This window comes from Streptomyces daliensis (assembly GCF_054782395.1).
Window position 1 is genome coordinate 80,180 of sequence record NZ_BAAGSO010000070.1, and the last position, 19,730, is coordinate 99,909.

The 19,730-nt window shown below is 72.1% G+C and carries 16 protein-coding genes and 1 pseudogene; 6 read left to right on the forward strand and 11 right to left on the reverse strand.

Translation table 11 applies throughout. From position 1 onward, the window contains the following. Window positions 1-44: 44 nt before the first annotated feature. Window positions 45-1,004: pseudogene (locus tag ACYVOO_RS16550) on the forward strand (NAD(P)H-binding protein); the annotation flags it as partial. A gap of 19 nt (window positions 1,005-1,023) precedes the next feature. Here the strand turns inward: ACYVOO_RS16550 and ACYVOO_RS16555 are convergent. Both ACYVOO_RS16555 and ACYVOO_RS16560 read right to left on the reverse strand, forming a co-directional pair. Then, window positions 1,024-2,427, reverse strand: a complete 1,404-nt coding sequence (locus tag ACYVOO_RS16555; protein ID WP_461016402.1) for a GntP family permease — start codon at window positions 2,425-2,427, stop codon at window positions 1,024-1,026. 117 nt (window positions 2,428-2,544) lie between these two features. Further along, window positions 2,545-3,084: a gluconokinase gene (locus ACYVOO_RS16560; RefSeq protein WP_461016403.1), complete on the reverse strand. Its 540-nt coding sequence runs from the start codon at window positions 3,082-3,084 to the stop codon at window positions 2,545-2,547. 162 nt (window positions 3,085-3,246) lie between these two features. On the opposite strand from ACYVOO_RS16560, the gene ACYVOO_RS16565 reads away from it, so the two are divergent. Then, a complete protein-coding gene (locus tag ACYVOO_RS16565; protein WP_461016404.1) occupies window positions 3,247-3,969 on the forward strand; it encodes a FadR/GntR family transcriptional regulator in 723 nt (240 codons plus the stop codon). A gap of 43 nt (window positions 3,970-4,012) precedes the next feature. Here ACYVOO_RS16565 and ACYVOO_RS16570 read toward each other — a convergent pair whose 3' ends face one another. Then, complete coding sequence (locus ACYVOO_RS16570; protein ID WP_453349298.1) at window positions 4,013-4,654, reverse strand: TetR/AcrR family transcriptional regulator C-terminal domain-containing protein; 642 nt, start codon at window positions 4,652-4,654, stop codon at window positions 4,013-4,015. Window positions 4,655-4,693: 39 nt separating this feature from the next. On the opposite strand from ACYVOO_RS16570, the gene ACYVOO_RS16575 reads away from it, so the two are divergent. Beyond that, window positions 4,694-6,271, forward strand: a complete 1,578-nt coding sequence (locus ACYVOO_RS16575) for an FAD-dependent monooxygenase (protein WP_461016405.1) — start codon at window positions 4,694-4,696, stop codon at window positions 6,269-6,271. 25 nt (window positions 6,272-6,296) lie between these two features. On the opposite strand, the gene ACYVOO_RS16580 is transcribed toward ACYVOO_RS16575, so the two are convergent. From ACYVOO_RS16580 to ACYVOO_RS16590, 3 genes are all read right to left on the reverse strand, one after another. Then, window positions 6,297-6,428 (reverse strand): hypothetical protein, encoded by a 132-nt coding sequence (locus tag ACYVOO_RS16580; protein ID WP_453349296.1) that lies wholly within the window; start codon window positions 6,426-6,428, stop codon window positions 6,297-6,299. A 127-nt stretch (window positions 6,429-6,555) separates the two neighbouring features. Further along, a complete protein-coding gene (locus tag ACYVOO_RS16585) occupies window positions 6,556-7,998 on the reverse strand; it encodes an amidase (protein WP_461016406.1) in 1,443 nt (480 codons plus the stop codon). Between the two features lie 711 nt (window positions 7,999-8,709). Next, complete coding sequence (locus ACYVOO_RS16590) at window positions 8,710-10,329, reverse strand: acyl-CoA mutase large subunit family protein (protein WP_461016407.1); 1,620 nt, start codon at window positions 10,327-10,329, stop codon at window positions 8,710-8,712. A gap of 202 nt (window positions 10,330-10,531) precedes the next feature. On the opposite strand from ACYVOO_RS16590, the gene ACYVOO_RS16595 reads away from it, so the two are divergent. Beyond that, window positions 10,532-11,416 (forward strand): L,D-transpeptidase family protein, encoded by an 885-nt coding sequence (locus ACYVOO_RS16595; protein ID WP_461016408.1) that lies wholly within the window; start codon window positions 10,532-10,534, stop codon window positions 11,414-11,416. Window positions 11,417-11,590: 174 nt separating this feature from the next. Here ACYVOO_RS16595 and ACYVOO_RS16600 read toward each other — a convergent pair whose 3' ends face one another. Together ACYVOO_RS16600 and ACYVOO_RS16605 are read right to left on the reverse strand one after the other, a co-directional pair. Then, the gene (locus tag ACYVOO_RS16600) at window positions 11,591-12,985 is read right to left on the reverse strand and encodes a hypothetical protein (protein WP_461016409.1); all 1,395 of its coding nucleotides are present in this window, start codon (window positions 12,983-12,985) and stop codon (window positions 11,591-11,593) included. Continuing rightward, entirely contained in the window at window positions 12,985-13,626 is a 642-nt protein-coding gene (locus tag ACYVOO_RS16605; RefSeq protein WP_461016410.1) for an RNA polymerase sigma factor, read from the reverse strand. The genes ACYVOO_RS16600 and ACYVOO_RS16605 overlap by 1 nt, the downstream gene beginning before the upstream one ends. Window positions 13,627-14,470: 844 nt before the next feature. Here ACYVOO_RS16605 and ACYVOO_RS16610 point away from each other — a divergent pair. Next, window positions 14,471-16,552, forward strand: a complete 2,082-nt coding sequence (locus tag ACYVOO_RS16610) for a type I restriction-modification system subunit M/S (RefSeq protein ID WP_461016411.1) — start codon at window positions 14,471-14,473, stop codon at window positions 16,550-16,552. Between the two features lie 86 nt (window positions 16,553-16,638). Continuing rightward, entirely contained in the window at window positions 16,639-17,220 is a 582-nt protein-coding gene (locus ACYVOO_RS16615; RefSeq protein ID WP_461016412.1) for a Uma2 family endonuclease, read from the forward strand. Between the two features lie 52 nt (window positions 17,221-17,272). Here ACYVOO_RS16615 and ACYVOO_RS16620 read toward each other — a convergent pair whose 3' ends face one another. From ACYVOO_RS16620 to ACYVOO_RS16630, 3 genes are all read right to left on the reverse strand, one after another. Beyond that, complete coding sequence (locus ACYVOO_RS16620) at window positions 17,273-17,833, reverse strand: TetR/AcrR family transcriptional regulator (protein WP_461016413.1); 561 nt, start codon at window positions 17,831-17,833, stop codon at window positions 17,273-17,275. Window positions 17,834-18,036: 203 nt separating this feature from the next. After that, window positions 18,037-19,485 (reverse strand): amidase, encoded by a 1,449-nt coding sequence (locus tag ACYVOO_RS16625; RefSeq protein WP_461016414.1) that lies wholly within the window; start codon window positions 19,483-19,485, stop codon window positions 18,037-18,039. Then, window positions 19,472-19,684 carry a hypothetical protein gene (locus tag ACYVOO_RS16630; RefSeq protein ID WP_461016415.1) on the reverse strand — a complete coding sequence of 71 codons (213 nt, stop codon included), beginning with the start codon at window positions 19,682-19,684 and terminating at the stop codon, window positions 19,472-19,474. Before ACYVOO_RS16630 ends, ACYVOO_RS16625 begins: the two co-directional genes overlap by 14 nt. Between the last annotated feature and the right edge of the window lie 46 nt (window positions 19,685-19,730).

Consider the following 19,730-nt stretch of genomic DNA (forward strand, 5'->3'; position numbering starts at 1 on the left):
TCCGTTGGCGGGAATATGGGCGCACGTCCGGCGCTTGAGCCGGCATGAACGAGATCCTTGTGACCGGTGCGACCGGCCACGTGGGCAGCCAGGTCGTCCATCAGCTTCTGGCGGCGGGCGCCTCCGTGCGGGCCCTCGTGCGCGACCCCGGAACGGCCGTACTGCCGGAGGGGGCCAAGGCCGACGGCGGAGATCTGGCGGCCCCGGACACGCTGGACGAGGCCCTGACGGGGGCCGATACGGTGTTCCTGATCTGGCCGTTCCTCACGGCCGAGGGTGCACCCGCCGTGCTGAAGGCGATCGCGGGACGCGCCCGCCGCCTCGTCTACGTCTCCTCCTCGGGAGAGCGCGAAAACGCTGGACGGCAGACCGACCCGATCAACCAACTGCACGCCGACGTCGATACGGACTTCTGGTTCGACAGCCACTGGATCCTCGATTCCACGCCGGTGGAGTGCGGTCGCTCGCGTCCCACGGTGAAACGGTCGGACATGGCCGGATGGGCCGGCTACGGGTACCGCGCCAGCCACAGCCGGTTCTTCTGGGGCCTGCGCCTGTACCTGGTGTGCACCCCGACGGGCATGCCGATCCTGTGGACCCTGGCGAATCCGAAGCTCGACGAGCGCGAGGTACTGACCGCGATACTCGATCGCGAACCGGAGATGGTCTGCGACCGGCCCGGGCTGCTGGTGATCGCGGACAAGGGTTTCACGTCCAAGGAGTTCGAGGCCGGCCTGCCCTTCCGTGGCGCGGAGTTGCCGCGTCCTTTGTTCAAGCGCGAGAAGAAGCGCAAGGGCGAGAGTCTCCTGAAGTCGGTGCGGCATCTGATCGAGTCGGTCAACGACACCCTCAAAGGCCAGCTCGACCTGGAACAGCACGGTGGCCGCACCTTCGAAGGCGTCGCTGTCCGCGTCACCCAACACATCCTCGCGATGGCCGCAGCGATCTGGCACACCCACAAGATCGGACAGCCGGTCATACGATCCCTGATCGCCTACGACCACCGACATCGGAATAACTCGTCTAGACGACCAGCGAGAGCAGCAGCAGGAAGATCAGCGAGACGACGGAGATGATCGTCTCCATCAGCGACCAGGTCTTGACGGTCTGGCCGACGTCCATGCCGAAGTACTCCTTCACCAGCCAGAAACCCGCGTCGTTGACGTGGCTGAAGAAGAGCGACCCCGCGCCGACCGCCAGGACCAGCAGTGCCGCCTCCGCGGTGCCCATGTCGGCGGCGAGCGGGGCGACGAGTCCCGCGGCCGAGATGGTGGCCACCGTCGCGGAGCCGGTCGCGAGGCGGATGGCGACCGCGATCAGCCAGGCGAGCAGCAGCGTCGGGATGGACCAGTCCTTGGAGAAGTCGAGGATCATCTCGCCGACGCCGATGTCGATCAGCGTCTGCTTGAACCCGCCGCCCGCGCCGACGATCAGCAGGATGCCCGCGATCGGCAGCAGCGACTTCTCGACGGTCTTGGTGATCCGGTCCTTGCCGAACCCGGCAGCCCTGCCCAGCGTGAACATGCCGACGATGACGGCGACCAGCAGGGCGATCATCGGGGAGCCGATGACGTCCAGGACGCGCTGGACGTGGTTGTCCGCGTCGTCGATCACGATGTCGGAGAGCGCCTTGGCCAGCATCAGCACGACGGGCAGCAGCACCGTGGTCAGGGTGGCCCCGAAGCTGGGGCGCTTGTCCAGGTCCTCGGACGGGCGCTGCGGGATCAGGCCCTCGGGCGGCTCGGTGTCCACCCAGCGCCCGGCGATCCGCCCGAACAGCGGCCCCGCGATGACCAGGGTCGGGATGCCGACGAGTACGCCGAAGGCGAGCGTGACGCCCAGGTTGGCGCCGATGGCGTCGATCGCGGCGAGCGGCCCGGGGTGCGGGGGCACGAGGCCGTGCATCACGGACAGGCCCGCGAGGGCCGGGATGCCGATGCGCATCAGCGAGTAGTTGCCGCGCTTGGCGACCAGCAGGACGACCGGGATCAGCAGCACGATGCCGACCTCGAAGAAGAGCGGCAGCCCGATGATGCCCGCGATCAGCGCCATCGCCCACGGCATGCTGCGCTTGCCCGCCCTGGCCAGGATCGTGTCGACGATCTGGTCGGCGCCGCCCGAGTCGGCGAGCAGCTTGCCGAGGATCGCGCCGAGCGCGATGAGGACGCCGACGCCGGAGACCGTGTCGCCGAGTCCGGCGGAGAAGCTCTCGATCACCTTGTCCAGGGGCGCCGACGCGGCAGCGCCGAGGGCCAGGGAGCCGATGGTCAGCGCCAGGAAGGCGTGGAGCTTGAACCGGGTGATGAGGAGGACGATGACGGCGATGCCGACCAGAACGGCGATCCCGAGCTGGGCGCTGCCCGCGGAGGTGATCGGATCGACCGGTTCCGGGCCCGCGGCCAGCATCTCGGCACTGAGATGACGCACGGCTGTTCCTTCGTACGGAGGGGGTGGGGGAAGTGGGGATTCTTTACGGAAGTGGGGGGACGGGGGTACGGCTGTGACGGCTGTGGCGTCACAGCCATGGTGGTCCCCCGGACCGTCCTACGAGTGGACGGACGCGGTCCGCCGCGCGCCCAGCGCGGCCACGGCGCTGCCGACGATGGCCGACGGGTCCTCGGTGATCGGAACCGTGAGGCCGTCCTCGCCTGGCTGGAGGGGTTCCAGGGTGGCGAACTGCGAGTCCAGCAGGGTCAGCGGCATGAAGTGGTCCTGCCGCTGGCCCATCCGGTCCGCGATCAGGGCGCGGTCACCGGTGAGGTGGAGGAAGAAGAGGCCGGGCTCGGCGGTCCGCAGCCGGTCGCGGTAGGCGCGCTTGAGCGCGGAGCAGCTCACCACTCCCCCGAGTCCGTCGCGCTCGCGGGCCCACGCGCCGATGGCGTCGAGCCAGGGGGCGCGGTCGGTGTCGTCGAGGGGGGTTCCTGCGGTCATCTTGGCGATGTTGGCGGGGGGATGGAAGGCGTCGGCCTCAGCGTACGGAACGCCCAGTTCCCGCGCGAGCAGTTCACCCACCGTGGACTTTCCCGTCCCGGCCACTCCCATGACGACCACCACGTCTGTGGCCCGCACGGCACTGGCACTCATCGCACACCTCGCTGTCTTCTTCGACCCCCGGCGACGAGCACACTCAACCTCATAGGTCACACGTATTCAATGGTTCGCAATTAAAAAGTCATACTTAATCGATGTGACGGTCAGCACGTAGGCTGGTCACGCCGGGGGGCGGAGAACGAAAACGGGAGACCCATGACCAGCCAGGCGGAGGACAGCCGCGGGCCGGGGCTGCACGCGCGGCTGCTCAGCGCGCTCGGCCTCGCGATCACCGCGGGCGAGTACCCGCCGGGCACGGTGCTGCGGGCCGACGAGCTGGCCGAGCGCTACGAGGTCTCGCGCACCGTCGTCCGCGAGGCGGTCCGGGTCCTGGAGTCCATGCACCTGGTCGAGTCCCGGCGCAGGGTGGGCGTGAAGGTCCGTCCCACCGAGGAGTGGAACGTATACGACCCGCAGGTCATCACCTGGCGCCTCGCGGGCGCCGACCGGCCGCGCCAGTTGCGTTCGCTCACGGTGCTGCGCTCCTCCGTCGAGCCCGTCGCGGCGCGGCTCGCCGCCGAGAACGCCACGCCGCAGGAGTGCGCCGAGCTGACGGAGCACGCGCTCGGGATGGTCGCCACCTCGCGCGGCCAGCAGCTCGCCAACTACCTGGTGCACGACATCAACTTCCACCGCGTGGTGCTGCGGGCCTCGCGCAACGAGATGTTCGCGCGGCTCGGGGACGTCGTCGCCGCGGTGCTCACCGGACGCACCGAGCACGAGGTGATGTTCAGCGACCCCCGCCAGGAGGCCGTCACCCTGCATGTGCGGGTCGCGGAGGCGGTGCGCGAGGGCGACGGTGCCCGCGCGGAGGAGATCATGCGGACCATCACCGTCGACGCGATGGCCGAGCTGGACGTGCTCGCGCCCAAGCCGTAGCGCCCGTTACGGGACGCGGGCCACGGCACCCCTCACCACGCCGTCACCGCAGCGTCGCCCCCACTCCCGCCACCACCGCGGCCAGGCCCTCCTCGAAGCGTGCCTCGTAGTCGCCGAAGAGATCCGCGCTGACCTGCGCCGCGAGCGGATGGTCGGCGGCGAGCGCGGCCCTGCGCTCCTCGACGTCGTAGCCGGGCGCACGCTCGCCCGGCATGGGGTGCACCGCCTGCTCCTCGGTCACGAAGCCGAGGGTGAAGGTGAACACGATGGAGAAGGCGCGGGCCGCCGCACTCGGCGTGAAGCCCGAGTCGACGAGCTTGCGCAGGAACTCCTCCTGGCGCCGCGCGTGCCCCGTGCTGGTGAGCCGGGTGCCGCTGTAGACCTTCGCGCCGTCGCGGTAGGCCAGCAGCCCCCGGCGCAGCAGCCGCGCCACGCCGGTCAGCGACTCCTGCCAGCTCTCGCCCGGCGAGGGCGCGGGCGCCTCCTCGGTGAGCCGGGCCGTCATCAGGGTGGCCATCTCGTCGAGCAGCGCCTGCTTGCTCTTGAAGTGCCAGTAGAGCGCGGGCGCCTGCACGTTCAGCTCCTTGGCGATGCGGCGCAGGCTCAGCGCCTCCAGGCCCACCTCGTTCAGCAGCCGCAGCGCCACCTCGGCCACCTGTGCGCGATCCAGCCGGGTCGTTCCCATGCTTGACAACTTAACACCGATAAGCGCACTCTCGCAGACATGGAATTTAACAGCGTTAAGGACGGACGGACTGTCGACGTGCTCGTGGCGGGCGCGGGCCCCGCCGGGCTCACCCTCGCGCTCGACCTGCTGCGACGCGGGGTACGCGTCCTGCTCGTCGAGCGCGCCACCGCACTCTTCCCCGGCTCGCGCGGCAAGGGCCTCCAGCCGCGCACCCGCGAGGTACTGGACGACCTGGGCGTCGGCAAGGAGATCGAGGCAGCGGGCGGCCCGTACCCGCGCATGCGCACCTGGCGCGACGGCGAGCCCGGCGAGGAGTGGGACATGGCCGAGCGCACCGGGCCCGAGCCCGGCGCGCCGTACCACGACGGGTGGATGGTGCCGCAGTGGCGCACCCAGGAGGTGCTGTACGGGCGGCTGCGCGAGCTGGGCGGCGAGGTCGTCTTCGGCGCCGCGCTGACAGGGCTGGACCAGGACGCGGACGGCGTCACGGCCCGGCTCACCGGCGCGGACGGCGCAGCCATAGCCGTGCGGGCGCGGTGGCTCGTCGGCGCCGACGGCGGGCGCAGCACCGTGCGCCGCGCGCTGGGCGTCGGCATGACGGGCGAGACGGTTGACCCGGCGCCCATGCTCGTCGCCGACGTCCGGCTGACGGACCTGGACCGGGACAACTGGCACATCTGGCCCGACGCGCCGGGCGGCGGGATCGCCCTGTGCCCCCTCGCGGGGACGGACCACTTCCAGCTCGCGGCCCGGTTCACGGGCGACGGCTCCCCCGCGACGGCCTCCCCCTCGGCCCCCGCGACGGCCTCCGACGCCCCGGCGCCCGACGCGGACACCTCGCCCGAGGCCGTACGCGCCCTGATCGCGGCCCGCACCCACCTCGCCCCGGCCCAGGTCACCGAGGTCCTGTGGGCCTCCGGATTCCGCGCCCGCGCCGCCATGGCCGACCGCTTCCGCCAGGGCCGGGTCTTCCTCACCGGCGACGCGGCCCACGTCCACTCCCCCGCGGGCGGCCAGGGCCTCAACACCAGCGTCCAGGACGCCTACAACCTCGGCTGGAAGCTGGGCCAGGTGCTGCGGCACGGCGCGCCCGACGCGCTGCTCGACTCCTACGAGGAGGAGCGCGCCCCCGTGGCCGCCGGTGTGCTCGGCCTCAGCACCCGCATCCACCGGGCCGGGCACGGCGGCGCGACGGAGGGCGCGCGACGCGGCAAGGAGACGAACCAGCTCGCGCTCGGCTACCGCGAGGGCCCCCTCGCCTTCGAGGGCCGCACCGCGCCCGACGGCACCCTGCGCGCGGGAGACCGCGTGCCCGACGCACGGTGCGTGACGGGCGGGGGCGAGCAGGTGCGCCTCTTCGACCTGCTGCGCGGACCCCACTTCACCCTGCTGGCCCGCGGCGGCGCGACGCTCCCCCGCATCGACGCCGACGCCCACCTCGTCCACGCCCACACCCTCGCCGAGCTGGACGAACACGGCGCCGCCGCCTACGGCACGGCACCCGGCCTCTTCTTGATCCGCCCCGACGGCTACCTCGGCGCGACGGGCGACACCGCACTGCCGTCCGGAGCACTGGAGCGGTTCGGGCTCGCCCCGGGCACCCGGTGCGACTGAGCGGCGCGCCAGGTCACCGTCACCGTCACCGCACGAGCCCGCTCACGCAGGTGCCCAGCAGCACGGCGCCCGCACCGCAGAAGAGCACGACGAGGCGGGCCGTCCAGTTGTCCTTCTCCACCGCCAGCTGGACCGTCCGCCAGAATTCCCGTCCCATGGCGCCCCCCTCGGCGTCGAGTGAGTTCTCCGTACGGCGCTGTGACCAGTCGGCGCACGTTCCACTGCGCCGGGGGCACGAAAAGCGTCACGCCTCACTCAGAGCACCGCAGCGGGACTCGGTGGGCTCAGCGCGCCGAGGAGGGGTTCACTGTTGGCCAAGCCGAGGACGGCCAGTGCTCGTACCAGCGCCGGTCAGCCTCCAACTGGGAGGCGAGCGCGACGAGGAGGGGTTCGCTGTTGGCCGGGCCGAGCAACTGGGCGCCGAGCGGCAGCCCGTCCGGCGTGAAGCCCGCGGGCACGTTGACGCCCGGCCAGCCCAGCACGTTCCACGGCCAGGCGTACGGGCAGTGCGCGATCATCGCCCGGTCCGTCTGCCAGCCCGAGAGCGCGGCCAGATCGCCGACGCGCGGGGGCGGGGTGGCCGTCGTGGGCGCGAGCACCACGTCGTAGTCCCGGAAGATCCGGCCGATCCGGCGCTGGAGCGGCGCCTCGGCGGCCCGCGCCGCGCGCAGCACCCGCCCGCCCAGCAGCTTCCCGGTGCGCGCTGCGCCCCGGGTGCGCGGGTCCAGCAGGGCCGGGTCGGGGGCGCGTGCGCTCCACGCGGCGATGCCCGCCGTGGCACGCGGCACGAAGGTGAGCCCTATCGGCCCGTACGGAGGATCGGCCTCCGTCACCTCGTGCCCGAGCCCGGCGAGCCGCTCCGCGAGCGCCCGCACGGCGGACCCGACGACAGGATCGAGCCGCTTGGACGTCGCCGTGAACGCGGTACGGGTCGACAGCGCGATCCGCAGCCGCCCCGGGTCCCGTCCGACAGCGCCGCGCACGTCCACGCGCGGCGGCCTGTGCAGATCGCCCTCGACGTTGCCCGCCGCCACGTCCAGCAGCAGCGCCGCGTCCTCGACGGTGCGCGCGAGCGGGCCGATGACCGTGATCCCGTTGAACGCCTCCGCGTCCGGCCATGTCGAGACGCGCCCGCGCTGCGGCTTGATGCCCACGAGGTGGCTCCACGCCGCGGGGATACGGATCGACCCGGCGCCGTCGGAGCCCAGCGCCCCCGCGACCAGCCCGGCGGCCACGGCCGTCGCCGAGCCCCCGGAGGAACCGCCGGGCGTGTGGTCCGGGCTCCACGCGTTGCGGGTGTCGCCGAAGGCGGGGCCCTCCGTGAAGGGCCACTGGCCCAGCTCGGGGCTGTTCGTCTTGCCGACCACCACGGCGCCGGCCGCCCGGAGTCTGCGTACGGCCTCCGCGTCGGCCTCCTTGACGGGGAACTCGCCTGGGCAGCCGAACGCGGTGGGCTCGCCGCACACGTCCGTGTCGTCCTTCACGGCGACCGGCACCCCGAGCAGCGGCAGCCGCTCGCCACGTGCCAGCGCCGCGTCGGCCGCGTCCGCCTCGGCGAGCGCGGCGTCGGTGCACACCCGGCGGAAGGCGTTCAGCGTGGTCCTGGTCTCCTCGATCCTGGCGAGCGCGCGTTCCGTGAGCGCGCGCGAGGTGGCCTCGCCGTCGGCCAGCGCCCTGGCCTGGGCCGCGAGGCCGCGCGGTCCCGCCGTGTCGTCCTCGGTGATCACGAACACCCCCTGTACTCGCGGGTAAGCACTCCACCCATCCTCCGCGCCCCCGCCCGTCCCGGCAACGTGGCCTCACGACGGCCGGGCCCGGCCCGGCGCAGTGAGCCCCGCAGACGCCTACTCCGCGCCCCCGCCCGCCCCGACAACGCGGCCTCACCTGACGGCAAGGGGCACGCGATGCCGCCCCGTTGACATGGGCGTCGCGCGGGACGGCCGCCCCGTGCAGGGAGCGCCGCACGTCCCGCGCCGGAACCGCGCGCCGCCGAGTCGGCCCCCGAGGCCGCACTCGGACCCGGGGCGTGACCCGCACCCGAACCGGAACCGGGGCGCGAGCCCAAACCCGAGCCCGAACCCGAACGTGAGCCCGGACCGGGGCGTGAGCCGAACCCAGGCGCGAGCCCAAACCCAGGCGTGACCCGAACCCGGGCGTGAGCCCAAACCCAGGCGCGAACCCGAACCCAGGCGTGACCCGAACCCGAGCGCGAGCCCAAACCGGGGCGCGAGCCCGAACCCGGACATGACCCGAACCCGAGCGCGAGCCCAAACCCAGGCGCGAGCCCGAGCCCGGGGCACGAGCCCAAACCCAGGCGCGAGCCGAACCCGGACGCAAGCCCGGCCCGGGGCGTGAGCCGACCCCGGACGCGAGCCCAAACCGGGGCAAGGGCCCGGACGAAGGCCCGGGGCCGGGGGGGCACGCGTACCGCGGACGCGTCAGAACGCGTCCGTCGGCACGTACGCGCCCCACACCTCGCGGAGCGTGTCGCAGACCTCACCCACCGTCGCGCGGGCGCGCAGCGCTTCCTTCATCGGGTAGAGGACGTTGTCCGTGCTGCCCTCGGCCGCCTTGCGCAGCGTGACCAGCGCGGAGTTCACCGCGCCCTGGTCGCGTTCGGCGCGCAGGCGGGCGAGGCGGTCGGCCTGCTGGCGCTCGATCGCGGGGTCGACGCGCAGCGGCTCGTACGGCTCCTCCTCGTCGAGCTGGTAGCGGTTGACGCCGACGACGACGCGCTCGCCCTCGTCCGTCTCCCGCGCGACGGCGTACGCGCTGCGCTCGATCTCGCCCTTCTGGTAGCCCTGCTCGATCGCCTCGACGGCGCCGCCCCGCTCCTCCACCTGCCGCATCAGCTCGACGGCCGCGGCCTCCACGTCGTCCGTCATCGCCTCGACGGCGTAGGAACCGGCGAACGGGTCGACGGTCGCCGTCACGTCCGTCTCGTAGGCGAGGACCTGCTGGGTGCGCAGGGCCAGGCGCGCGGACTTGTCGGTGGGCAGCGCGATGGCCTCGTCGTAGGAGTTGGTGTGCAGCGACTGGGTGCCGCCCAGCACCGCGCCGAGCGCCTGCACCGTGACGCGCGCGAGGTTGACCTCGGGCTGCTGTGCGGTGAGCTGGACGCCCGCCGTCTGGGTGTGGAAGCGCAGCATCAGCGACTTGGGGTTCTTCGCGCCGAACTCCTCACGCATCACCCGCGCCCAGATCCTGCGTGCCGCGCGGAACTTGGCGACCTCCTCCAGGATCGTCGTGCGCGCGACGAAGAAGAACGAGAGCCGGGGCGCGAAGTCGTCCACGTCCATACCGGCGGCGACGGCCGTGCGCACGTACTCGATGCCGTCGGCCAGCGTGAACGCGATCTCCTGCGCGGGCGTCGCGCCCGCCTCCGCCATGTGGTAGCCGGAGATCGAGATGGTGTTCCACTTCGGGATCTCGGCCTTGCAGTATTTGAAGATGTCCGCGATCAGCCGCAGCGACGGCTTGGGCGGGAAGATGTACGTGCCCCGCGCGATGTACTCCTTGAGCACGTCGTTCTGGATGGTCCCGGTGAGTTTCGCGGGGTCGGCGCCCTGCTCCTCGGCGACGAGTTGGTAGAGCAGCAGGAGCAGCGCGGCGGGCGCGTTGATCGTCATCGACGTGGAGACCCGCTCCAGCGGGATGCCGTCGAAGAGCACCCGCATGTCGTCGATGGAGTCGATGGCGACGCCGACCTTACCGACCTCGCCCGAGGCGATGACGGCGTCCGAGTCGTGGCCCATCTGCGTCGGCAGGTCGAAGGCGACGGAGAGGCCCATGGTGCCGTTGGCGATGAGCTGCTTGTAGCGCGCGTTGGACTCGGTGGCGGTGCCGAAGCCCGCGTACTGGCGCATCGTCCAGGGGCGCCCGGTGTACATCGAGGGGTAGACGCCCCGCGTGTACGGGTAGCCGCCGGGCTCGCCGAGCCGCTCGGCCGGGTCCCAGTCGCGCAGGTCGTCGGGGCCGTAGACCGGCTCGACGGGCAGCCCGCTCTCGTTCGTGCGCGCGGCGCCGTCCGTCCGCGCGCCGTGCTCGTCGCGTGCCATGGTCGTGCCTCCGTACCTCGCAGCCGGGAGAACGGCTTTGTTACTGACCAGTTGCGACGGACTGTAGCGACCGTCGTGCGTGCGGTGGAGGTCCACGGACTGGGACCTTGCTCACAGCATGCCCATGGCGGCCAAGGTTCGTGCACGGGGCACGCTGGGCAGTGATGGGGAGTTGATTTCCGCGGACTGTCCGGGGGTTCGGATGGCGGGGGTACGGAGAAACACACGGCGCGCGGCGCTCGTCGCTGCGTCGCTGGTCATGGGCGTCACGGCCCTCACGGGGTGCAAGGGCGGCGCGGGCGCGGCGGGAGACGCTCCCATACGCGTCTCCAAGCTGCCCGAGGAGGCGACGAGGGCCACGCCCTCCGCGCCCGCCGGGCGCGAGAGCCCGGCGGCCAACACCTCGAAGGCCCCGGCACCCGCGGCCCCGAAGCCCGCGACGTCGGCGCCCGCAGACCCGGTCGTGCTGAGCCCGGGCGCCGAGGGCCGCAAGGTGCGCGAACTCCAGGCGCGGCTGCGCCAGCTCGGCCTCTTCGACCTCAACCCGACGGGCTACTACGGCACCGTCACCGCCGCCTCCGTCAAGGGCTTCCAGCGGCAGCAGGGCATGGACCGCACCGGCACCGTGACCCAGCGGGCGTGGACGGCGCTCGGCGCCCGTACCCACGAGCCGACGCGCTCCGAGCTGTACCCGCCGACCACCAGGCCGCTGGACGACCCCGACCCGCGCTGTCTGACGGGGCGGGCGCTGTGCGTCAGCAAGAAGAGCAGGACGCTGGCGTGGATGGTGGACGGGAAGGTGCGCTCGGCGATGGACGTGCGCTTCGGGTCCGCGTACACGCCGACCCGTGAGGGCGAGTTCAAGGTGGACTTCAAGAGCCGGAACCACCACTCGACGATCTACGACACGCCCATGCCGTACGCGATGTTCTTCAGCGGCGGCCAAGCGGTGCACTACTCGGCGGACTTCGCGGCCAACGGCTACGGCGGGGCCTCGCACGGGTGCGTCAACGTCCGGGACAAGAAGAAGATCGCGGCCCTCTTCGAGCAGGTGCGCAAGGGCGACAAGGTCGTCGTCTACAAGTGACGGCGGGGCGCGTGAAGGAGAGGGGGCGCGGGCGGGACCGGGGGAACGTGTCCCGCCCGCGCCATTCGCGCGAACCCTGAGGTACGGGGGGAACCTCGGGTATATCGCGCAGCCGATGACCAGTCGGCTCACTTCTCACTGCGCCGGGCCGCGCGAAAGTGTCACACCACCTGTTCAGGGGGTGGGGGTGGCGCTCGTCACAGGGGCTTCGTCGTCGGTGTCCGAGCCCGCGCCCTTCTCGGCGCCCGAGCCCGCGTCCTTCTCGGCGCCGGAGCCGTCGTCCGGGCCCGCGAGGGAGCCGTCGTCGCCCGGTGCGCTTGGCATGGAGCCGCCCGACCCGCCTGAGCCGTCACCTTCGTCGCCGTCGGAGCCGCCCGAGCCCCCCGAACCGCTGGAACCGCCGTCCTCGGAGTCCCCGCCGGAGTTGCCGCCGTGCGAGCCACCGCTCGAACCGCCGCTGCCCGAGCCGCTGCCCGAACTGTTGCTGCCCGAGCCGCCCGAGCCGCTGTTGGAGCCCGAGCCGAACCCGTACTTCGCGCAGAACTTCTGCACCGTCGCGGCGCCTCCGGCCGCGCGCTCCAGCTTCCTGCGGTCGTCGGCCGGGAGCTTGTTCCCGCTGTACGCCTCGCACAGCTCCCGGGCCATCGCCTTCTTGTCGGCGGAGGAGCCCTGCCCCCGGCCGTCCCACTTCTGATCCCGCTGCGAGCCCTCACGGCCCGCCGAGTCCGTCGAGCCGTGGCGGCCCGCGCTCTCGTCGTTCCTGCCGGAGTCCGCGCTCTCGTCGTCCGGGGAGGCCGAGCGGTCCTTGTCCCCGTGGCCGCCGTCCGCGTCCCGGTCGTGCCCCCGCCCCTCGCCCGGCGTGGCGCTCGTGCCGCCCTGCGCCGCCTCGCCGTCGGGGCCCGTCGGGCTGATCAGGGGCGACACGCTGGACGCCGGGGTTCCGCCGTCGCCGAACGGCATGTGCAGCACGCCCGTTCCTGCCGCCACCGCGACCCCGCCCAGCGCGCATCCGGCCACCGCCATCGCGAAACCGGCGCGCAGTGGTCTCCCCGCCAGGCCCCCCATCGGGGTGCGGCGGGCCGCCATGCGGCCCCGACCCCTGCCGGGTCTGCCGCGCGGCCCGACGCCCGCCGCGCCCACGGCGCCAGGGGCACCAGGGACGCCACCGGGCAGGCCCGGCGCACCGTGCGGCTGCGCGGCGGGGCTCCCGGCTCCGGTTCCGTTTCCTTCGCCGCCGCCGTCGGCGCCTTCCCCGGCGCCCGGCACGCCGACCGAGCCGCTGCGCAGCACCCCGGCGTACACGGAACGGAAGGCGTCCAGCGCCGCGGCCTCCCCGGGAAGTTCGCCGGGCCGGGCCGCGGGGGACGGCGCGTACTCGGCGGCGAGTGCTTCGAGCGCCGCCGCCAGCGTGTCGGCCGATTCGGCGGAGGGCGCCGAGGCCGGATCGGTCCTGGTAGCGCCCCCGATGTCCGCTCCGTCGCGCGCGGCGCTACGCGCATCGACCGGCATGCCACGGAGCAGGCGCTCCGCGGCTTCTCCGTCCAGCCACTTGTACCGGTCGTCCGCCATCACGTTTCCCTCAGCGTTCGCGAGGCTTTATGCGTCACACCGCGCGCCATGTCCCGCTGCGCCGCGCCGCGCCCCTCCTGGGGTTCTTCGGAGGGCTCGTCCAGCCATTCCGCGAGCTTCCGCAAGCCCCGGTGCGCCGCCGTACGGACCGCGCCGGGCCGCTTGCCCAGCACCTGCGCCGCGCTCTTCGCGTCCAGCCCCACGACCACCCTCAGCACCACGGCCTCGGCCTGGTCGTGCGGCAACCGGGAGATGAGGGCCATCGTCCGGTTCGTGCCCAGCGCCTCCAGCGCCTCGTCCGCCGTGTCGGCGCCGCCCGGCAGCACGGCCAGTTCGCTCTCGTCCCCGCCGACGGCGGGGCGGCGGCCCCGCATCCTGATGTGATCCAGGGCACGGTTCCTGGCTATCCGCGCGGCCCAGCCGCGGAAGCGGTCGGCGTCGCCGCGGAAGCGGGAGAGGTCCCTGGCTATCTGGAGCCACGCCTCGGACGCGACGTCCTCCGCGTCCGGGTCGGCGACCAGCGTCCGCACATAGCCGAGCAGCCGCGGGTGCACCGCGCGGTACACAGTACGGAAGGCGCCCTCGTCGCCCTCCTGTGCCGCGCGCACGGCGGCGGTCAGCTCCGCGTCGTCCCCCTGCACGCTCGTGTCTCGCCCCACTCCGCGATGTCGCGACGGATCTGGCCGCGCCCCTGGTCGGGCGCTTCTCCCACCGTGTCTCCGGTGTCCTTCCGGTGCATCGACCAACGTCGATGCGATGCAGCACGCTAAGGCCAAGTGTGCGCCCTCGTCCATGCCGGACCAGCGGGTAGTGCACCGCGTAACAGAATGCGCGGCCGAGGCGCTGAGGAGAGTACGGGCCCACCCTGGCGTGGTGTGCCCGTACTCGACGGCGGCCGGGGTCTCTCCTGTGGGGGGTGGCGACCCCGGTCGTCTTCGCCTTTTCCGGCTCCGTGCTGGGGCGATGCGCGGATTTCCGTGACCAGCGCGACCAGTGCTGACCAACCGGCCGGACGCCTCACGCGATGCCCTTCCGGCCGATGACCCGAGCCGCGCCGACGGCCGGTTCGCGGGCGTCTTCCCGCAACTCCGCATCGGCCCCAGGCTGTTCACACCCTCGGCGCCAACGCCTCGCGGGGCCTGGAACGCCGACACGGTAGTGACGTGCGCCACTCGCCAGGGTTTCCGTGCGGCCACCTCTCCCCACGCCACGACTCCTCCCCCGGCCCGCAAGCTGCGCGAACCTAAAGGGAACTTCGCGCAGTCAAGCTGCGCATCCCGTTTTCGGTCCTGCGGGCGCCCCCCACTCCTCCCTTATCAACAAGCGGGCACTGCTATCTTTCTGGCACTTCCGCAGAGAGAAGGGAGATCGGTCGATTCGTTCTCCCCCTCTCATATTCTGCGCAGACCTACTGCGCACCTACATACCGGCAGTCAAGTATGTGGTCAATCGACCCAAGTGGAACCCGCGAGCGAGGAGCCCCCAGTGGAGAGCAAGGACACGAATGGCCACGCGGCAGAGGTCGTGGACCGGCTGTGGCGGGCGTATGCGCCCTTTCAGCGAGGCCGGAGCACGGACCGCGACCTCGTCGCGATGCTCGCCATCCTCTTGCTCGCGAAGTTCATCGAATCCGCGGACGACCCGGGTGACGAGCTGGTCAAACGGTGGTCCAGAGCCGTCGCTGAGGCAGGAACCGGTCATCCACCGCTGAGGGATCTCAAGGACGCGTTCCTCCTCGCTTCCCAGCACGACCAGTTCCCCGTGCTCACACCCTGGGAACCGGAGAGCCCGTTCGCCGACAAGGGCGAGGCGAACGATCTGCCCTGGACGGCGGCGTTCCTCATGGCGCTCCAGCAGCCCCCTACAGCCGTCGAGGCCGGGCTCGAAGAGGTCACCGGCCTGCTCCTGGAACGGTCCTTCGCGGAGAGCGGCGCTCAGATGGGCGAACACAATACTCCGCACACGCTTACGCGGCTGCTCGCGGAATCCCTGTCCCCCCAGCCCGGCGATCGGGTGCTCGACCCCGCATGCGGAACCGGGGGGCTCCTCGCCGCAGCAGCGCAGCACATCGCACAGCAGGGACACGTCGGCGGCGTCTCGTTCGAGGGCTACGCCATGGATCACCGCAATCTCCACCTGGCCAAGCTGAACCTGGCCCTGCACGGGATCGACCGGCCCTTGGTACGAGCCTCCGATCCCGGGTCACTCTTCCGGAGCCCGGGCGACGGCAAGGCCGAGTTCGTGCTGTGCAACCCGCCGTTCAACCAGCGCGTCCAGGGCCTTGAGCATCTGGCCTGGCCCTTCGGACTGCCCCCCGAGGCGAACGCGAACTTCGCCTGGATACAGCTCGTATGGACCAGGCTCAGCGAGAAGGGGAAGGCGGCCCTGATCATGCCGACGGGCGCCGCCTACGCACGCCACGGCGCGGAGACCCGCAAGGCGATGCTGGCCAAAGGGGCGCTTCTCGCCGTGGTCGCGTTGCCTGCCGATCTATTCCCCGGCACGTCTGTCCCTGTGCACGTCTGGCTTCTCGCTCGGGACAAAACCCGCCACCTCCCCGCCGGAGAAACCAGGTCCGTCCTCTTCGTCGACGCGAGCCGGCTCGGCACTCGGACTCCGCGCCGCGCTCTTGTCCTCGGCCCGGCGGACAGAGACCGCATCAACGGCCGGTTCCACGACTGGCTGCGGTCTCCCCGCGCCACCCCCGACGAATCCGGGTTCTCCTGCTCGGTCTCGTACGACGAGATCCTGGAGAACGACGGCTGCCCCCTTGCCCCCCAGATGTACGTAGCTCCTGCCCAGGAGCAGCCGACCGCAGCACTGGACACCCGCCACCTGCTCGCCGAGTTGGCCGAGCGGGCCGGAGCAACAGCCAGCGCGACGAGTCTCCTCTCCAAGAGCTTCGAACGGAGCGAACGAGTGGCGCGCGGCGAGACCAGCATCCCGCGTGTGCCGCTCCGGCACATGTTGAAGGGCACCGCGGAAGGACTGTTCGAGACGCCGGGCCTGCTGCTCGCGGGCCCGTCGGGAAGTCTGATCCGTGCCGACCACTACGTCGATGACGGCGGCGTCCCCGTCGTAATGCCCAAGGACCTGTCGGGAAGCGGCTTCAGCACGGCGAGCATCCGGCGCATCAGCGAGCGACAGGCCAGGGGGCTGGAGCGCTTTCACCTCCACCCCGGCGATGTCGTTCTCGCGCGCCGCGGAGAGCTGGGACGAGCCGCCGTCGTCCGCGAGGAGCAGTCCGGCTGGGTGTGCGGCACAGGCTGCTTTCTGCTGCGGCCCCCCACCGGGCTCGACGCCGACTACTTCGCCGCGTACCTGCGCGGCCCGGAGGCACGTGCGTGGCTGGAAGCTCATTCCACGGGGAGCATGAAGATGAAGACCATCTCCCTTGACGTGCTCGGCGATCTGCCCGTGGCGCTGCCCGGCCTCGCGACACAGTTGACGGTCGCCGAAACGATGAAGCAGCTGGACGAGCACGAGCGCCTCCTGCGTGAACAGCTTGCCCTGACGCAACGCATCCGTCATGACGCGCTGGCTGGGGGCATCGTCCCCGCGCGGTAGGCACTCACGGCGGTGACGGCGAGAGCCGCAGCCGAGGCTCCGGGGAGTTCCGGGCCCGTTTCGGCCGCAGCCGCTACCGTGAAGCCATGACCGCACTGCCCGACTGGATGCGCCCTCCCCGCGCGGAAGGCTGGTTCGCGGAGGATCTGGATCATCTCCCCGAGGCACCGCGCCACACCGAGCTGATCGACGGAGCCCTCGTATTCATGATGTCCCCCCAGCGGTCCTGGCACAGCCGCCTCATCACCGCTCTGACCACCACGCTCATGGCGCAGGTACCGGTCGGCGTCGAGGTCGAGCGCGAAATCACGATCCGCCTCGACGCCCGCAACCGTCCCGAGCCGGACCTCCTGCTGACGACCGTGCCCTACGATCCCGACCGCACGTGGTACGCGCCCGATGACGTACAGCTCGTCGTGGAAGTCGTCTCTCCGGAGTCCGCCCACCGTGACCGCACGGTCAAGCTCCGCAAATACGCGGAGGCCGGTATCCCGCATTACTGGTGCGTCGAGGACGAGGACGGCGCACCCGCCGTCCACGTGTACGAGCTGGACGAACCGACGGGCGCCTACGCGCCTGCCGGTATCTTCCGGGGCTCCCTTCAGCGCTTGGTGCCCTTCGAGATCAGCCTCGCCCTCGACGAGCTGACACCTCCCAGGACCGGTTAGGCGGTGCCGGGCGCCGTACGGCAACTCGTCGGTCACCAGTCACATCAGCCGGTCAGAGCCGGTCCAGGGCGTGGGACACCAGGTCGCGGGCGTAGGCGGCGTTCAGGCCGTCGGGGCGGAAGAGGATGCGGTACATGATCGGGGCCACGATGTCGTCCAGCATCAGCTCCGTGTCCGGCACCCGCTCACCGCGCCGGGCCGCGCGGTCCAGCACCGTGTCGATCTGCTCGGCCGCGTAGGCGGAGCACTGGCCCGCGTTGGTGCCGTCCGGGTCTCCGAGGAGCGCGTCCCTGATGTAGGCGCGCCCGGACGGGGAGGCCATCTCGTCGAGGAACTGTTCCGCCCAGGCGTCGAGGTCGTCCCGGAGGCTGCCGAGGTCGGCGGGGTCCGTCTCCGGCCGCAGCCGCTCCACCGCGACGTCGGAGAGGAGTTCCTGAAGGTCCCCCCAGCGGCGGTAGACGGTGGACGGTGTCACGCCCGCGCGAGCCGCGACCATGGGGACGGTGAGCGCGTCACGGCCCACTTCGCCGAGAAGCTCACGGACCGCGGCGTGGACGGCTTCCTGCACGCGTGCGCTGCGTCCGCCGGGTCGGGTCATGGGCTTGCGGCTCATGTGCCCACCTTAATGCGAATCCGTTGCGTCTAGCGTCCCGCTGGGCCCTCTCCGGCACGGCACCGACCCGCCCCGCACCACGTGCCGCGGCACAAAACCCAGCGCGGGACCCTACGGCAACCCCTTCACGGGCGAACCGTCCCGCGCGACACCCCGGTGAAGCGGTGACCCCCCGTTTCCTTCCGCACCCCGCGAAGGGGCCGTCAAGCCGCGACCGGGGCCAGGGTTCCGAGGCCGACGGTGGACCTCTCGTAGGCCCGGCCCACCCGGAGTGCCGTCGTGTCGTGGAAGGCGCGGGCCATGAGCTGCATGCCGATCGGCAGCCCGGACCGGTCGTGGCCGACCGGCAGGGTGAGGGACGGGACGCCGGTGATGTTGGCCGGGGCCGAGAGGCGGACGTAGCTGTCGGAGACGGCCTCGGTCGTGCCGTCGGGCCACTCGACCGTTTCCTGGCCCGCCGCCGCGGCGGTCATCGGCACCGTCGGCGCGGCGAGGACGTCGATGCCGCCGGTCCTGCCTGCCCCGTCGGCCCCGTCGAACATGCGGGCCCAGGCGTCGCGCATCATCGTGCGGGCCCGCTGGGCGCGGAGGTAGTCGCCCGCCGAGGTGAGTTCGCCGGCCTCCAGGAGGATGCGGACGTCCGGCGCGTACAGGTCTGCGGCGGCCCGCAGCGACCGCTCGTGGTACGCCGTGGCCTCGGGCACCATCAGCCCCCACTGCACGGCCTGGACGTAGCGCGCCATCGGGATCTCGACGTCGACGAGCGTCGCCCCGAGTTCCGCGAGCCGCCCGATCGCCCGGCGTACGGCCTCCTCCACCTCGGGCATGACCCGCTCGAAGTAGTGGTTGCGGGGCACCCCGACCCGCAGCCCCTTGAGGTCGTCGAGGCCGCCGAGGCCGTCTCCGTCGGCGAGGTCCGCCGACGGGGCCCGCATGACGCTCGCCGGGTCGCGCGGGTCGTGACCGGCCGTCGCCGCGAGGACCAGTGCCGCGTCCTCGACGGTGCGGGTGAGCGGGCCCACGTGGTCCAGGGACCAGGACAGCGAGGTCACGCCGTAGCGCGGGACGAGGCCGTACGTCGGCTTGAGGCCCACCACGCCGTTCAGCGCCGCCGGGACCCGGATGGAGCCGCCCGTGTCCGTGCCCATGGCGAAGGTGGCCCCGCCCGCCGCGACGGCCACCGCCGAGCCGCCGCTCGACCCTCCCGCGACCCGGCTGTGGTCCCAGGCGTTGCGCGTCTGCGGCGTGGTCAGGCCGTAGGCGAACTCGTGCGTGTGCGTCTTGCCCAGCAGGACGGCACCGGCGGCGGCGAGCCGTTCGGCGACCGCGCTGTCGCGCTCCGCCACATGTCCGGCCCGGACGTCCGAACTCGCCGTAGTGGGAAGCCCCTCGGCGTCGATCAGGTCCTTCAGCCCCATGGGGATTCCGTGCAGCGGCCCGCGCGGGCCGCCTCGCGCGATCTCGCGTTCGGCGCGGGCTGCGGCGGCGCGTGCCGCGTCGGCGGCGACGGTGACGTAGGCGCCGAGCCGTCCTTCGACCGCGCCGATGCGGTCCAGCACGGACGCGGTGAGTTCGACGGGGGACAGTTCGCGTGCGCGCAGTGCCCTGGACGCTTCGGTGAGCGACAGCTCAAACGGCTCAAACGGTCGCATCGGCGTGCTCCTGTCCGTGTACGGGCCGGTAGGAGGCCGCGGGCGCGATGTCGCCGAAGTCCAGCTCGCGCAGTGTGGTGATGACGGAGTGGATGTGGTTGGCGGTCATGGCCACTCCTTCGTGGCGGTCTCCCCCGAGAGGCAGCCCCGCCCGGAGCGCCACTCGGGCCGCCTCCTGGGGAGTGAGTTCGCTGGTCATGGTGCCCCTTCCGAGTTAAAAGCTAATTGTTTGCTTTAGCCGACAG